A 14365-nucleotide genomic window follows, 5' to 3' on the forward strand; every position below is an offset into this window, starting at 1 on the left:
GCTGTGACCATGGCAGCCCCTCAGTGGAGGTCAAACCCGGCCGATTCTCCCTGTGTTCCCCGACACCTGGCTGTCTCCGATCGGACAGCCGCCCGACCGTCAGGCCCGGGTCGGCCAGGCCGACGGCGGGCTCGCGGGCGGGCGCTCACCGACCAGCTCGGCCAGCCGCTGCGTCCCGCGACGGCCCGCGATCCGGTACGCGGGGCCGCCCGGTCCGGCCTCGACCAGCTCACCGGTCAGCCCGGCCGTGGCCAGGGCCGCACCGACCGCGGCCCACCGCGTCGGGTCACTACCGCCGAGGTGGAGCAGAAAATCGGGCGGATCGGCCACGCCAGCCGCGGCGAGCCAGAGACGCAGCCGCCGGCCGTCGAGCTGGAACCCGGGCGGCGGATGCTGCGTCGGGCCGCGCAGCCAGGCCGCCGCGAGCGGCACGATCGTCCGGGTGTACGCGGTCCGCACCGCGTAACGCTGGTCCTCGGTGGGTGCCCAACTGCTCCGGACACCCCGCTGGGCCAGCTCAGCGATGAGCACGTGCACCCGCCACGCCGCCTCCACCACCACCGACAACCGGGCCGTGCCGCCCATCCGGTGCACCTCGCCCGGGCCGGCGAGCAGCCCGGCCAGGTCGGCCACGGAGGGCTCACCGGTCTCCGCGCCGAAGAAGACCAGTTGCCGATCGGCACCGGTGACACCGCCCGGCACCGGTGTCGGCCGGTCCGCAGCGTCGTGGTCGGCCGGCGGGTCGACGGGGGCGGATCGACGGCCGGTCGGCCGACGACGGCGCACCGGTGAGGTCTCGTCGGGCGGTGGGAAGGACACCGGCAGCGGTTGCGCCGCCGGTGTCTCGCCGGAACCGCTCAGCGGCATTCGGGTACCTCGTCGAAGGCGCGCTTCAACTCCTCGGAGTCGAGCCGGCTGGTGTCCAGCGCGCTCGCGTCGTACTCCTGCTGGAGGGTTTCCACGGCGGCCTGGACACCTTCGTAGAAGGTGCTGGCCTCACCGGTGCCCAGGCCGTCGATGGTGGTCCGGGCCCGGCCGTAGGCGTCCCGCATCGACGCGAGCGAGGCGCGGAAGCCGGCGGAGACCTCCTCGCCATGCTCGACCTCGGGCACCCCGGCCTGCTCCACCTTGCGCCGGGCGGTCTCGCTGGCCTGCTCGGCGCCGCCGAAGAGCCGGACCAGGTTCTCCTTGGCCTGCGCCGGGGTGGTCTGCGCGGTCATCTGCTGGTCGGTGCTGTTGGTCAGCTTGCTGATCTCGGCCCGCCAGGGAGTGAGCGCCGAACAGACCGAGGCGGCCCAGGCCCGCGGACTGGGGCCATCGGAGCCGCAGGCGACCAACATCATCAGCGTGGCCAGGACCACCGTGAACTTTCCGGCGGCTGCCGCCCGGCACGTACGCATGCGTTGCAGCGTACGGCTTCTCTCCCCGGTCGGCACCGGTCATCGGTACCGGGTCCGGACAGGCGACGGCCCCGGCCGGCAGACAGCTGCCGACCGGGGACCGTTTGTGCCACGCGTCAGGCCTTGATCTCCTCCGGACGCGGGTCCGCGCTGCCGGAACCGCTGTCGGCGTCGTCGCCCATCGCGATGCTCTTGCGCTTGCTGAACACCACCGCCGCGACGACGATCAACGTCGCCACCACCGCGATGGTGACCCGCAGGCCGACGTTGCGGTCGTCGCCCACGCTCCACGCCACCACGGCCGGCGCGATCAGCAGCGCCACCAGGTTCATCACCTTGATCAGCGGGTTGATCGCGGGGCCGGCGGTGTCCTTGAACGGGTCGCCGACGGTGTCACCGATGACGGTCGCGGAGTGCGACTCGGAACCCTTGCCGCCGTACGCGCCGTCCTCGACCATCTTCTTGGCGTTGTCCCAGGCACCACCGGAGTTGGCCAGGAAGACCGCCATCAGGGTGCCGGCACCGATCGCACCGGCCAGATACGACGCCAGCGCGCCAGGCCCGAGGCCGAAGCCGACCGCGATCGGTGCCAGGATCGCCAGCAGGCCGGGGGTGAGCAGCTCACGCTGCGCGTCGCGGGTGCAGATGTCGACGACCTTGCCGTACTCCGGACGCTGGGTGCGGTCCATGATCCCGGGCAGCTCGCGGAACTGCCGACGGACCTCCATCACCACGGCACCCGCCGAACGGGAGACCGCGTTGATGGCCAGACCGGAGAAGAGGAACACCACCGCCGCGCCGATGATCAGGCCGACCAGGTTCTGCGGGTTCGACACGTTCAACGCGTTGAGGATCTCGGCACCCACGTCGGTCACCCCGGCGTCGGCGTACGCGGTTCGCAGCGTGTCGGTGTAGGAGCCGAAGAGCGCGGTCGCGGCCAGCACCGCGGTGGCGATCGCGATGCCCTTGGTGATCGCCTTGGTGGTGTTGCCGACGGCGTCCAGCTCGGTGAGCGTACGGGCGCCGTGCTCGTCGATGTCGCCGGACATCTCGGCCACACCCTGGGCGTTGTCGGAGATCGGGCCGAACGTGTCCATCGCGACGATCACGCCGACGGTGGTGAGCAGTCCGGTACCGGCCAGCGCCACGGCGAACAGCGACAGGGTGATGGAGCCGCCACCCAGCAGGAAGGCGCCGAAGACACCGGCACCGATGAGCAGCGCCGAGTAGACCGCCGACTCCAGGCCGACGCTGATGCCGGCCAGGATGACGGTGGCCGGACCGGTCTGCGAGCTCTTGCCGATGTCCTGCACCGGGCGCCGGTTGGTCTCGGTGAAGTAACCGGTCAGCGCCTGGATGGCGGCGGCCAGCACGATACCGATGATCACCGCACCGATGACCACGCCACGGGGGCCGAAGAGCGGGTCGCCGCCGTTGACGCCGAGGGTGGTCCGCCAGTCGTCGCCGAGCTGCGCCGTCCAGGACGGCTGGAGGTAGGCGAACGAGGCCACCGCGACCAGCACCGCAGAGATCAGCGCGGAGAGGTAGAAGGCCCGGTTGATCGCGGTCAGGCCGTTGCGGTCGGAGGCGCGCAGCCGGGTGATGAAGACGCCGATGATGGCGACCAGCACACCGATCGTGGAGATGATCAGCGGCAGCACCAGGCCGTCAGTGCCGAACGCGGCCCGGCCCAGGATGAGCGCGGCGACCAGGGTGACCGCGTACGACTCGAAGAGGTCGGCGGCCATGCCGGCGCAGTCGCCGACGTTGTCGCCCACGTTGTCGGCGATGGTGGCGGCGTTGCGCGGGTCGTCCTCGGGGATACCCTGCTCGACCTTGCCGACCAGGTCGGCGCCGACGTCGGCGGCCTTGGTGAAGATGCCGCCACCGACCCGCATGAACATGGCCAGCAGCGCGGCGCCGAAGCCGAAGCCCTCCAGCACCGTCGGCGCGTCACCCCGGAAGATCAGGACGACGAGCGCGGCGCCGAAGAGGCCGAGACCGACGGTGAGGAAGCCGACCACGCCACCGGTCCGGAAGGCGATCTTCATGGCCGACTCCCGGCCGCCTTCCCGCTCCCGGGCGGCGGCCGCCACCCGCAGGTTGGCCCGGGTCGCCAGCCACATGCCCGCGCCACCGATGAAGGCGCTGAACAGGGCACCGACCACGAAGAAGAGCGAGCGACCGATCTTCACCGCGACTTCGCTGCCGTCGGTGTCGTGCACCGGCAGCAGGAACAGCAGCACCACGGCGATCACCACGAAGATCGCCAGGGTCCGGAACTGCCGGAACAGGTAGGCCGAGGCGCCCTCCTGCACGGCCCCGGAGATCTCCTGCATGTTTGTGGTGCCCTTGCCGGCGGCCAGCACCGTTTTCGTCAAGGCGGCGGCGAAGGCGAGCGCGACCAGCGCGATCACCGCGGCGATGACGACGTACGTGACATTGGCTCCGGTGAGGGAGATCCCGCCGCCCTCGGCGGCCAAGGTGTCGGACATCTGTGTCCTCCTGTGCCGAACAACGCGCCGGCCGGTGGAGACGCACCGTCCGGCGCCTGGATGCGAATTCGCAAGCGCGCGCCGATCCACCCGACGAACCAGCGCTCCACGCCCATCTGCGCTGGGTGCCGGGTGGATCACTTGCTGACAACCCGCGTACTCTAGCCGCCCCCAGTGTTCGAGGTCACATCGAGGTGGCGGCGGGTCTGGATGATCTCCGTCGCTGTGTTATGAACCGAAATCTGATATAGGAAGCGGTCCATGGTGATCCGGCAGCGGTCGTCCGGGGCGGCCAGGCCCTCGGTTCAGTGGTTGACCGGCCAGACCATCCGCACCTCGGTGCCGACGCCCTCGTCGACCGGACGGACCTGAAGATCCTCGACGAATCCGGCGAGCAGAGCGAAGCCGACACCGGTGGTCAGGTCGTCCTCGTTCAGCGACTCGTTGGCCAACTGGTCGGCATCGAGCGCGGCCAGACCGATGCTCGCCTCGATCGGCGCCCGATCCACCACCCGCACCGAGTACGCCCCCGAGTCGGACATCTCCACCAGCACCGGCGCGGCGACCCCGTACTGGCGGTGCAGGGCGACCGCCCGGGTGCACGCCTCGCCGATGGCCAGGCGGACCTCGTCGAGCAGATCCTCGCGAACGCCCGCCCGCCGGGCCACCGCGACGCCGACCAGGCGGGCGGTACGCACGTGCACCGGCGCGGGCGAGAAGGAGAGCCGGACCGTGGCCATCACTGGTTGGCGCCGGTCGCTGCTTCGACCGTCGGATAAAGCGGAAACACCTGATCCAGCGCGGTGATCCGGAAGATCTTGAGCAGCGGCTCCTTGTCACAGACCAGGGCGAAGGTGCCGTCCGCGGTACGCAGCCGCTTGAGCGCGCCGACCAGCACACCCAGCCCGGTGGAGTCGAGGAAATCCACCCTGCCCAGGTCGACGACCACGTGCCGGGCCCCGGCGTCGATCAGTTCCAGGAGCCGTTCGCGCAGCCGGGGGGCGGTGTAGACGTCCACCTCACCGCCGACCTCGAGCACCGTGTGCTCACCCACGGTCCGGGTCGCCAGTGACAGCTCCATCCGTCCTCCTCAGGCAGCCGTAAACTCTCTTGGCATCTAACCACTACCCCAGGGTCCGGCCGACGACTCACCGGGGCAGGTCCATCCGTACCCGGCACGCCGATTTCCCATTTCCGAACACCAGTGCGAGAGTGCAGGACGTGACCTCGGCAGCCACCGTATCCGCCGGCAGCGGCCCCGAGCGACCGACCGGTGCGGTCCCGACCGGTGCGGTCCCGCCCGGCGCGGTCCCGGTCGTGTCGCCGGGGGAACTGCTGCGCCGGCTACGCCAGCGACACCCCGCCGATCCGGTCACCCACGTCGAGCGGGTACCGCCCCGGGCCGGAGCGCCGGCACCGTGGCCGTCCTGGGTTCCGGAGGACCTACGCGCGGCGTACGCCCGACACGGAGTGGCGACACCGTGGCGGCACCAGGCCGAGGCGGCCGACCTGGCGTACGACAGCCGGCATGTCGTGGTGGCCACCGGCACCGCGTCCGGCAAGTCCCTGGCGTACCAGCTGCCGGCGCTGGCCACGCTGCTCACCGACCCGCGCGCCACCGTGCTCTACCTGGCACCGACCAAGGCGCTCGCCGCCGACCAGCTACGCGCCGTCGCCGCGTTGGAGATCGAGGGCGTACGCCCGGCCTGCTACGACGGCGACACCCCGCGCGCCGAGCGGGAGTGGATCCGGCGGCACTCCCGGTTCGTGCTGACCAATCCCGACATGCTGCACCACGGCATCCTGCCCGGGCACGCCCAGTGGTCCGGTTTCCTGCGTCGACTGGCCTACGTGGTGGTCGACGAGTGCCACGTCTACCGGGGCGTGTTCGGCTCGCACGTCGCCCACGTGCTGCGCCGGCTGCGGCGGCAGTGTGCCCGGTACGGTCGCGCCGCCGGACCGACGTTCGTGCTGGCCTCGGCGACGTCGGGCGATCCGGCCGCGGCGGCCGGCCGGTTGACCGGCCTCCCGGTGACGGCCGTCACCGAGGACACCTCGCCCCGGGCAGGGGTCACCTTCGCCCTCTGGGAGCCGCCGCTGCTCCCGCCGGACCCGTCGGCCGCCGGGTCCGACGAGCCCGCTGCGGCGTCCGATCTGACCCAGGTACGCCGATCGGCGCTGCGGGAGACCGCCGACCTGCTCGCCGACACCGTCGCCGCCGGGGTACGCACGCTGGCCTTCGTCCGCTCCCGCCGGGGCGCCGAGGTGGTGGCGACAAGCGCCCGGCGCAGCCTCGACGAGGCGGTGCCGGGGCTCGGCGACCGGGTGGCCGCCTACCGGGCCGGCTACCTGCGCGAGGAGCGTCGCGAGCTGGAGCGGGCGCTGCTGCACGGCGAGCTGCTGGGGCTGGCCTCGACCAACGCTCTGGAGCTGGGGGTCGACCTGATCGGGCTGGACGCGGTCATGATCTGCGGCTATCCGGGCACCCGGGCGTCGCTGTGGCAGCAGGCAGGCCGGGCCGGACGCTCAGGTCAGGAGGCCCTCGCGGTGCTGGTGGCCCGGGACGACCCGCTGGACACCTACCTGGTGCACCATCCGGAGGCGGTCTTCGGTGCGCCGGTGGAGGCGACCGTGCTCGACCCGGCCAACCCGTACGTGCTCGGCCCGCAGCTGGCCTGTGCGGCGGCGGAGGCTCCGTTGACCACGGCCGACCTGGAGCTTTTCGGTGACGGCGCCAAGGAGGCCGTGGCGGCGCTTGTCGAAGCGGGTGCGCTGCGCCAACGGCCGACCGGCTGGTACTGGCGGCACCGGGAACGGCCCGAGGTGGATCTGCGCGGCGAGGGCGGCGCCCCGGTGTGCGTGGTGGAGGCGGCGACCGGCCGGCTGCTCGGTACGGTCGACGGCGGCTCCGCGCACTTCCTGCTGCACACCGGCGCGGTCTACCTGCATCAGGGCGTGTCGTACGTGGTCGACTCACTCGACCTGGACGACGGATGCGCGCTGGTGCGCCCCGAGGAGCCGGACTGGTCGACCCATGCCCGCGACGTCACCTCACTGTCGGTGGTCTCGGTGCGCTCCTACGTCGACGCCGGCCCGGTCGGGCTCTTCCTCGGCGAGGTGGACGTCACCAGTCAGGTGGTCTCCTACCAGCGGCGACGGATCGCCACCGGCGAGGTGATCGACACTCGTCCGCTGGACCTGCCGGCGCGTGAGCTGCGTACCGTCGCGGTCTGGTTCACCCTCTCCCCCGAGTCGCTGATCGCCGCCGGGGTGGATCCGGCCGACGTGCCGGGGGCGCTGCACGCGGCCGAGCATGCCGCGATCGGGCTGCTGCCGCTCGTCGCCACCTGCGACCGGTGGGACATCGGCGGGCTCTCTACGGCGGTGCACCCGGACACCGAGGCCCCGACCGTTTTCGTCTATGACGGCCATCCGGGGGGAGCGGGCTTCGCCGAGCGGGCCTACGGCATGGCGGCGTCCTGGCTACGGGCCACCCGTGACGCGATCGCCGAGTGCGGCTGCGAGGCCGGCTGCCCGTCCTGCGTGCAGTCACCCAAGTGCGGCAACGGCAACAATCCGCTGTCCAAACCGGATGCGATTCGGGTGCTCGACGTGGTGCTCACCAACCTGCCGGAATGACCGGGTCGGGTATGAAAACCGGGGCGGCCGGGCAATGATGGTGGGAGCGCTTCCATAGAGCGCCGTCCTTGCCGTTCACCGTCCTTGCCAGCATGGAGGAGAGGCCGTGGCCGACACCATCGCCGAGACCGTCGACCTGCTCTACACCATCGACCAGGAGAAGCTCGACATCAACCAGCAGATCGCGCTGGGGACCGCGCTCGCCACCCTGGCCCAGGCCGAACGGCTGGATCAGATCAACGAACGTCTGCGCACCATCCATCTGCTGTTGACCACCATGACCCACCGTTCGGGCGTCGACGGCGTCCGCTGACCGGCGGACCCTGGACGGAGCCGTTGTCCGACTGTGCGACACTCCGGCGCACCACAATCGAGGAGTTCTCATGCAGCTCGACAGCTTGCAGGCGCAGCATCAGTTCCACATCCGCCAACGAGTGCGGTTCATGGTCAACCAGTACGAGGTGCACAGCGTCGCACCGGACGGATCCGAGGGCGGGGTGTTGGCGTTCGCCCAGCAGAAGCGTCTCGCCTTCAAGGAGCAGGTGACGATCTACACCGACGAGTCCAAGCAGCAGCCGCTGCTCGGCTTCAAGGCGCGCCAACGCCTCGACCTCGGTGCCACGTACGACGTCACCGACGACGCCGGCAACCCGATCGGCCTGTTCCGGAAGGACTTCGCGCAGTCCCTGCTCCGCTCGACGTGGCACGTCGAGCAGGCCGGCCTGCCCAACGTCACCGGTCAGGAGCGCAGCATGCCGGTGGCGCTGCTGCGCCGTTTCGTCGACTCGCTGTCCTGGTTGCCGTACCACTTCGACTTCGTCGCGGACGGCCAGCCCGTCTTCTCCGTGGTCAAGAAGTGGGGTCTGCGCGACCGGTACATCGTCGAAATCCAGCACCCGCAGATCGACCGCCGCCTGGTGATCGCCATGGCCGTCGCCCTCGACGCCCTCCAGGGCCGCTGACGCCGGCCCCGACCTGCGATCCACCTGGCCCCCGGGTCGGCCCGCTCGACCACCACGCCGAGCGAGCCGGCCCACCGGGACAGGTGGGGTCGCAATGCGAGGCGGCCGGGACAGCGCCAGGTTCGCGTCCGGCCGCCCGCTTCACGCCACGCAGCCACCGCACCGACCGCCATCTGCCGGTACCCGGTCAGCCGCGCAGCGGACCGGCCCGGCTGGTTGCCCTGGCGGACCGGGTCATCCCCGGCAAGGGGCTCACGATCACCTCAGCGGTGACCAGCACGTCCAGCCCATCGATCCGACACTGCACCATCCGGGCAGCGTTCGCGGCCACCAACTCAGCTGCCCGCGCGCACGTCACCGGCTCGTCCTGAAGGACCCGAGCCGCACCCGCGAGAGCGCCGAGATCGGCGGCCACCCGGGCCTGCTGTCGCGCCACCCGGGCCGCGCCCGCCCCCGCGCCGAAAAGACCCGCCACGACGAACAGCAGCCCCACGCCGAGCAGGCAGATCGTGGCGCCACCCCGCTCACCCCCTCCGGTCGCCCGCCGGGTCAGCCAGCTCAGCTTCCACCCCAGCCAAAGCTGCCACCGGGTAGGACGGCGCAGCCGGCGGGTGTCAAGGCAGCGTCCGGGGGCGGTGCCGGCGGGACGAGCTGCGACGACGCTCACGGTTGCGGCTCCGGCGCACCCGGTTCGACCGCGGCGACGACCGTCGCCACGACGTTGATCGTGGGCAGATCGGTACCGAGGGCGCGGACGGAGGCCCGGACCGTCGCCCGGACGTGCTCACCGTCCGACGCGACGACCACCTCCGCACCGGCCGGTGCGTGCCGGCTGCCGGCGGCGGTGCCCGGCTCTCCCCGGGAGGCGGCCAGCGCCGCCTCCCGGGCCGCATCCAGGCACGCCGCCTTGGTGCTCACCGCGTTGATCGTGGTCAGCCCGGTGAGTAGGAGCAGCACCAGCGCCGGCAGGCCGGCCGCCATCTCGGCCGTGAACGATCCCCGGTCGTGGCCGGCCGGCCGGCGCCCGGTCACTTCAGTGCCCGGTCGATGACGGCGGTCAGCGCGGACTGCACTCCGTCGGAGGTCAGCACCTTGAGCAGGACTCCGCCGAAGGCCACCGCGGCGAGCGTTCCGACCGCGTACTCCGCCGTGTTCATCCCAGCGTCCCCGCGAAGGCGGGCGAGGATTCTGCGCACGTGTTCGTCCTTTCTCGATGGATTCACAGCACGTCGCCAAGGACAGCGACGATCACCGGCACCAGACCGGCGAGAATGAAGGCGGGCAGGAAGCAGAGCCCCAGCGGCAACACGATCAGCACGCCCGAACGGCGAGCGGCCGCCTCAAGTGCGACGGCCCGGTCTGCCCTCAGGTCGTCGGCGAGCCGGGTGAGCGCCCCGGCCAGGGCAGCGCCACTGCTCGCCGAGCGGATCGCGGCCGTGGCCACGCGGTGCGCTCCCGGAACCGCCGCCAGATGTCCCCACGCCTCCTGGGGACCACCTCCGAGTTGCAGGGTCCGACCGACCCGGGCAAGTTGCCGGCCCAGCGGCCCGCCGAGCGCGTCAGCTACGGCGAGCAGCGAGCGTTCCACGGGTGCCCCGGCCCGCAGCGCCGCCGCCAACAGGTCAGCGGCGAGTGGTAGGTCGGCTGCGGCCCGCAGTCGGCGACGGCGTACGGCCGGCGGCTCGATCCGCCGGAGCAGCCGGTCGAGCAGCACCGCCGTGGGCAGTGCCGCCACCGTGCCGGCCCAGCCTTCGACCACTACCGCCACCGCCAGCCCGGACAGCCCAGCGGTCAGCCGGACCAGGTCAGGCCGCCACTGGCTCGAACCTCGTGACTCGGCTGCCGAAGCCTGCGCCGGGTGCTCGCCAGCTGACCCGTACCGCTGGACGGCCGCTGGCACCCGGCGTGACCTGGCCGGTCGGGGCATCGAAGGCCAGAACCGCTGACCTGTCCGGCTGGCCGTCACGTGGCTGGACAGCCGGCGCAACCGACGCCGGGGCCGGTACCGGCCGACCGCGAGCGCGGCGACCAGGGTTGCACCGGCCAGACCACAGACGACCAGTGGCGTCCCGGACATCAGCTGTCTCCGGACGAGGTGACCGCGAGACGCTCCGCCCAGAGCAGCCCGATCACCTGAAGGCCCACGGCAGCGATCGCGCAAGCGCCGCCGACCGGGGTGTGCAGCAGCACGTGAAGTGGGTCCGCCCCGATTCCGTAGCCCAGGCCGATCCCGCCCAGCGGCAAGGCAGCCAGCAACCAGGCGGTGGCGCGGGCACCGGAAGCCTGGGCCGTGGCCGCAGCCAACCCTCGGTCCGTCGATCGGGCATCGGCCTCGATCCGCTCCACCAGATCGGCCAGCGGCGCTCCCGTACGCTCGGCCAGCCGTACCGCAGCCCCGGCCAGTCGCCCGAGGCGGTCTCCCGCCGAACCGGGCACGGCGCTGTCGGAGAGACGCTGCTCGGGCCCGACCGGCTGGCCTACGTCGCTGACGGCCTCGTCCGGCTGGCTCAGTTGCGCCACACCTGCGACGGCACTGGGTGCCGAATTGGTAAGCACCTGCGCGGCCACCGGCACCGGCAGACCCACCCGCAGGTCCCCGGCCAGGGCACACAGTTGATCCAACCGCTCCCGGTGCTCCCGGTCGGCCCGACCCACGGTTGCCCGACGGAGCATCGCCCGCACACCAAGGGTGCCGTAACCGGCAAGCGCCGTCGCGGCCACCGGACCGGCGAGCAGCGCCCCGACCCCCGCACCAAGCAGGCAGGTCAGCACCAGGATGCGCCGCGGCGTCGCGAGCAGCGCCGGCGGTCGGCTCAGCCTCGGTGGGCGCTGGTCGGGCTGTTCACGGTGATCCGTCTGCTCGCGATGGTCGGCCGGCACCCGGTGATCGAGGCCCCCGGCGGCGATCTGCTCCTCGTCGAGCACCGCCGTGCCGAGCGGCCGTGCCGTCAGCTTCACGGCGGGGGTTGTTCTCCGTACGACCACACCGGGCACGCCACCAGGCCGATTCGGCCGCCGGCTGCCATGCGGCCCCGGCGGACGGGACGCGGCCGGTGCTGTCGGCGGCCCCGACGTGGGCCAGGCGATCGGGGAAGCAGCCGGCCTGACCGGGTGGACCACCACCGAGGACGGCCGCGCCCCCGTCGTCGGCCAACCGACACCGGTCGGCTCCGGACTGCTCCGGGGCGGGCCCTGCGGCTCCTCACCGGCACGCCAACCGCCCGCCTCCCGCAGGGCAACGACCCAAGCGACCAGCGCATCGTCGGCTGCCTTCCCGCCGTCCCCGGACCACCTCGGAACACGCCGCCCACGCATCCGGTGGGCGAGTGCCAGCAGGACCGGCACCACCGACACCGCCCACCACCACGCGCTGCTCACGACGACACCGCCGACGCTGGCCACGGCTCGCACAGGATCGGCGGCACCGGCACATCGCGGTTGCGGATCAGCGTGCCGAGTGCCCGGGCCGCCAGACCGAGCCCTCGACTGCGGATCCACGCGGGAACGGCGGTGACCAGCCGGTCGGGCCCTTCCGGCAGCAGCAGGCAGATGGACTCCAGCACGCGGCCCTGCGGCGTACGGCGGATCTGAAACACCACCTGAAGCGCCGCCGCCACCTGGGCGTGCAGCGCCGGGCGTGGCAGCCCACCGAGCAGACCGAGGGCCTCCAGCCGGGCCGGCACGTCCGACGGGGTGTTGGCGTGCAGCGTCCCCGCCCCGCCCTCGTGCCCGGTGTTGAGGGCAGCCAGCAGGTCGACCACCTCCGCACCCCGACACTCGCCGACCACCAGGCGATCCGGCCGCATCCGCAGCGCCTGCCGGACCAGCTCGCTCAGGCCGACCGCGCCCGATCCCTCCACGTTGGCCGTACGCGTTTGCAGACCCACCACGTGCGGGTGCACCGGCCGTAACTCGGAGGCGTCCTCGACCAGCACGATCCGCTCGGTGGTCGGCACCAGGCCGAGCAGCGTGTTCAACAGAGTTGTCTTGCCGGAGCCGGTGCCACCGATCACCAGATAGGCGAGCCGGGCCGCCACCACGGCGGCCAGCACGGGTGCCACCGGCCGGGCCACCGCGCCCTGTGCGACCAGTTCGTCCAACGTGAACGGCCGCTGCCGGAAGGTACGCAGGGACAGGTACGGCCCCTCGGTCGCCACCGGCGGTAGCACCGCATGCAGCCGCGTACCGTCGGCCAACCTGGCGTCGGCGCACGGCGAACCGTCATCCAGCCGGCGACCGGCCCCAGCCGCGAGCCGCTGCGCGAGTCGGCGGACGTCGTCCGGGGTGCCCACCGGCACCGGCACCTGGTGCAGCCCCTGCCCACGGTCGACCCACACCCGCGCCCCGTTGACAAGTACGTCCGTCACCTCGGGGTCGGCCAGCAGCACGGCCAGCGGGCCCGCGCCCACCAGGTCGTCGCGTACCCGGTCGGCCATCCGCAGCAGGGCATTGTCACCGAGTACGGCGGCGTCGGGTTCGGCGCGCACCGCGGAAACGATCGCGGCCGGGGTGACCGGCGTGGTGGTGGCGGCGATCCGCTGCCGTACCCGGGCCGCGAGGTTCTCCCCGGTCATGCCACACCCGCCGCGGGCTGGCCGCTGAGTTCGCCGACGATCCGCTGGCAGAGCTCGGCCAGGGGGCCGCGCCCGCCGGCCGCCGGGGCTTCGCCCCGTTCCAGTGCCCGGCACAACCCCGGCTCAGGCCGTAGCGAACCAGCCAGTGGTAGACCGAGCGCTTTGGCGACCTCGGTGGCGCGCAGCCGGCCGGGAGCGGGACCCCGGACGATGACGGACAGGTCGGAACAGTGCGGTGCGACCGCAGTGACCACTCGGGCCGCCGCGGCGGTCGCCCGCAGTTCGGCGGGTACCACCACGAACGCCCGGTCGGCCGCCTGAAGTGCGGTCACCGCGGCGTCGTCCAGGTGGCGGGGCAGGTCGACGACCACGAAGTCCCGGCCCCGCCGGGCAGCATCCAGGGTGGCGGCCACCGCCTCGGCCGGCACGGCGATCAGGTCGCCACGGTCCCAGGAAAGGACCACCAGATCGCCCCGGCTGGGCAACGCTCGCACCAGGGCCGGCGCGTCGACCCGCCCGTCGGCCCCGGTCAGCGCCGGCCACCGCAGCCCATCAATCTGTTCCCAGCCGAGCACCAGATCCAGACCACCGCCGAGCGGATCGGCGTCGAGCAGGAGGGTACGCAGCCGTGCCCGAGCGGCGGTGACGGCGAGGCCACCGGCGAGAATGCTGGCACCGGCTCCGCCCCGGCCACCGACCAGCGCGACCATCCGGGCCGAGACGGTGACCGCGCCCTCGATGCCGCATTCGGCGAACCGGTCCACCAGCCACGGCTCGGCCGCCGGCAACACGGCGACGTGTTCGGCACCGAGCAGGTCGGCCACCTGCCAACCGGACTCGACGTCGCCGGCTCGTCCCACCAGGACCAGCCCGGGACGCCGGGGAAGCCGCGCCCGCAGGCAGGGCTGCGCCTGGTCGCTGCCGACGAGAACCAGCGGGGATGGCCGCCAGCGGGTGCGGGCGGCCCCCGGATCGGCGGCGACCTCCACCTCGACTCCGCCTGCGGCAGCGAGCCGGAGCAGGTCGTCGAGCAGGTCACCGTCCGAGGTGACGACCAGCGGCAGGCGTCGGTCCGGTGGGACGGAGGTACGGGATGGCATCGCGGCCTCCAAGCGGTCGGCGCGGGTTCACTGGGTCGAACCCTGCCGCCGCTGCCGCCCCGAGCGCCGCCCCTGCCGGCCGGCCTGTGGACAACGAACCGCTCTGTGGACAACGCCCACAAGGGGCGTTGATCTGTTATGGGGACGGGCCGCACATCGCGCCTATCTCGACCGTCGCCAACCGTGGCGGAACGT

Annotated in this window: 15 protein-coding genes; 3 read left to right on the plus strand and 12 right to left on the minus strand. The window is 72.5% G+C overall.

Features of this window, described 5'->3' with window-relative positions:
* Nucleotides 1–99: 99 nt before the first annotated feature.
* The 5 genes from O7624_RS13830 to O7624_RS13850 form a co-directional block, all read right to left on the minus strand.
* Nucleotides 100–867 (minus strand): hypothetical protein, encoded by a 768-nt coding sequence (locus tag O7624_RS13830; protein WP_282240310.1) that lies wholly within the window; start codon nucleotides 865–867, stop codon nucleotides 100–102.
* On the minus strand, nucleotides 858–1400 hold the full coding sequence (locus O7624_RS13835; RefSeq protein ID WP_093404071.1) for a hypothetical protein: 543 nt from the start codon (nucleotides 1398–1400) through the stop codon (nucleotides 858–860). The genes O7624_RS13830 and O7624_RS13835 overlap by 10 nt, the downstream gene beginning before the upstream one ends.
* 116 nt (nucleotides 1401–1516) lie before the next feature.
* Nucleotides 1517–3895 carry a sodium-translocating pyrophosphatase gene (locus tag O7624_RS13840; protein WP_282240311.1) on the minus strand — a complete coding sequence of 793 codons (2379 nt, stop codon included), beginning with the start codon at nucleotides 3893–3895 and terminating at the stop codon, nucleotides 1517–1519.
* A 305-nt stretch (nucleotides 3896–4200) separates the two neighbouring features.
* The gene (locus O7624_RS13845; RefSeq protein WP_282240312.1) at nucleotides 4201–4635 is read right to left on the minus strand and encodes an ATP-binding protein; all 435 of its coding nucleotides are present in this window, start codon (nucleotides 4633–4635) and stop codon (nucleotides 4201–4203) included.
* Nucleotides 4635–4976 (minus strand): STAS domain-containing protein, encoded by a 342-nt coding sequence (locus tag O7624_RS13850; RefSeq protein ID WP_093404068.1) that lies wholly within the window; start codon nucleotides 4974–4976, stop codon nucleotides 4635–4637. The genes O7624_RS13845 and O7624_RS13850 overlap by 1 nt, the downstream gene beginning before the upstream one ends.
* Nucleotides 4977–5116: 140 nt before the next feature.
* On the opposite strand from O7624_RS13850, the gene O7624_RS13855 reads away from it, so the two are divergent.
* From O7624_RS13855 to O7624_RS13865, 3 genes are all read left to right on the plus strand, one after another.
* Nucleotides 5117–7534, plus strand: a complete 2418-nt coding sequence (locus tag O7624_RS13855; RefSeq protein ID WP_282240313.1) for a DEAD/DEAH box helicase — start codon at nucleotides 5117–5119, stop codon at nucleotides 7532–7534.
* A gap of 106 nt (nucleotides 7535–7640) precedes the next feature.
* On the plus strand, nucleotides 7641–7847 hold the full coding sequence (locus O7624_RS13860; RefSeq protein WP_093404067.1) for a hypothetical protein: 207 nt from the start codon (nucleotides 7641–7643) through the stop codon (nucleotides 7845–7847).
* A gap of 70 nt (nucleotides 7848–7917) precedes the next feature.
* Nucleotides 7918–8496 (plus strand): hypothetical protein, encoded by a 579-nt coding sequence (locus O7624_RS13865; protein WP_282240314.1) that lies wholly within the window; start codon nucleotides 7918–7920, stop codon nucleotides 8494–8496.
* A gap of 187 nt (nucleotides 8497–8683) precedes the next feature.
* Here O7624_RS13865 and O7624_RS13870 read toward each other — a convergent pair whose 3' ends face one another.
* The 7 genes from O7624_RS13870 to ssd form a co-directional block, all read right to left on the minus strand.
* Nucleotides 8684–9070 (minus strand): Rv3654c family TadE-like protein, encoded by a 387-nt coding sequence (locus O7624_RS13870; RefSeq protein ID WP_232511230.1) that lies wholly within the window; start codon nucleotides 9068–9070, stop codon nucleotides 8684–8686.
* 89 nt (nucleotides 9071–9159) lie between these two features.
* Nucleotides 9160–9528 carry a TadE family type IV pilus minor pilin gene (locus tag O7624_RS13875; protein ID WP_093404065.1) on the minus strand — a complete coding sequence of 123 codons (369 nt, stop codon included), beginning with the start codon at nucleotides 9526–9528 and terminating at the stop codon, nucleotides 9160–9162.
* Complete coding sequence (locus O7624_RS13880) at nucleotides 9525–9653, minus strand: DUF4244 domain-containing protein (RefSeq protein ID WP_205808979.1); 129 nt, start codon at nucleotides 9651–9653, stop codon at nucleotides 9525–9527. Before O7624_RS13880 ends, O7624_RS13875 begins: the two co-directional genes overlap by 4 nt.
* Nucleotides 9654–9715: 62 nt before the next feature.
* Nucleotides 9716–10423: a type II secretion system F family protein gene (locus O7624_RS13885; RefSeq protein WP_282240624.1), complete on the minus strand. Its 708-nt coding sequence runs from the start codon at nucleotides 10421–10423 to the stop codon at nucleotides 9716–9718.
* Between the two features lie 149 nt (nucleotides 10424–10572).
* On the minus strand, nucleotides 10573–11454 hold the full coding sequence (locus O7624_RS13890; protein WP_282240315.1) for a hypothetical protein: 882 nt from the start codon (nucleotides 11452–11454) through the stop codon (nucleotides 10573–10575).
* Between the two features lie 416 nt (nucleotides 11455–11870).
* The gene (locus O7624_RS13895; protein ID WP_093404064.1) at nucleotides 11871–13070 is read right to left on the minus strand and encodes a TadA family conjugal transfer-associated ATPase; all 1200 of its coding nucleotides are present in this window, start codon (nucleotides 13068–13070) and stop codon (nucleotides 11871–11873) included.
* Nucleotides 13067–14170, minus strand: coding sequence for a septum site-determining protein Ssd (ssd, locus tag O7624_RS13900; protein ID WP_282240316.1), 1104 nt, complete (start codon nucleotides 14168–14170; stop codon nucleotides 13067–13069). Before ssd ends, O7624_RS13895 begins: the two co-directional genes overlap by 4 nt.
* Between the last annotated feature and the right edge of the window lie 195 nt (nucleotides 14171–14365).

Origin of the sequence: Verrucosispora sp. WMMD1129, assembly GCF_029581255.1 — a bacterium.
Lineage (GTDB): Bacteria > Actinomycetota > Actinomycetes > Mycobacteriales > Micromonosporaceae > Micromonospora > Micromonospora sediminimaris.

Coding starts and splice junctions, on each gene's coding strand:
- O7624_RS13830 (WP_282240310.1), bottom strand. CDS start 867: ATGCCGCTGAGCGGTTCCGGCGAGACACCGGCGGCGCAACCGCTGCCG.
- O7624_RS13835 (WP_093404071.1), bottom strand. CDS start 1,400: ATGCGTACGTGCCGGGCGGCAGCCGCCGGAAAGTTCACGGTGGTCCTG.
- O7624_RS13840 (WP_282240311.1), bottom strand. CDS start 3,895: ATGTCCGACACCTTGGCCGCCGAGGGCGGCGGGATCTCCCTCACCGGA.
- O7624_RS13845 (WP_282240312.1), bottom strand. CDS start 4,635: ATGGCCACGGTCCGGCTCTCCTTCTCGCCCGCGCCGGTGCACGTGCGT.
- O7624_RS13850 (WP_093404068.1), bottom strand. CDS start 4,976: ATGGAGCTGTCACTGGCGACCCGGACCGTGGGTGAGCACACGGTGCTC.
- O7624_RS13865 (WP_282240314.1), top strand. CDS start 7,918: ATGCAGCTCGACAGCTTGCAGGCGCAGCATCAGTTCCACATCCGCCAA.
- O7624_RS13880 (WP_205808979.1), bottom strand. CDS start 9,653: ATGAACACGGCGGAGTACGCGGTCGGAACGCTCGCCGCGGTGGCCTTC.
- O7624_RS13885 (WP_282240624.1), bottom strand. CDS start 10,423: ATGCCCCGACCGGCCAGGTCACGCCGGGTGCCAGCGGCCGTCCAGCGG.
- O7624_RS13895 (WP_093404064.1), bottom strand. CDS start 13,070: ATGACCGGGGAGAACCTCGCGGCCCGGGTACGGCAGCGGATCGCCGCC.
- ssd (WP_282240316.1), bottom strand. CDS start 14,170: ATGCCATCCCGTACCTCCGTCCCACCGGACCGACGCCTGCCGCTGGTC.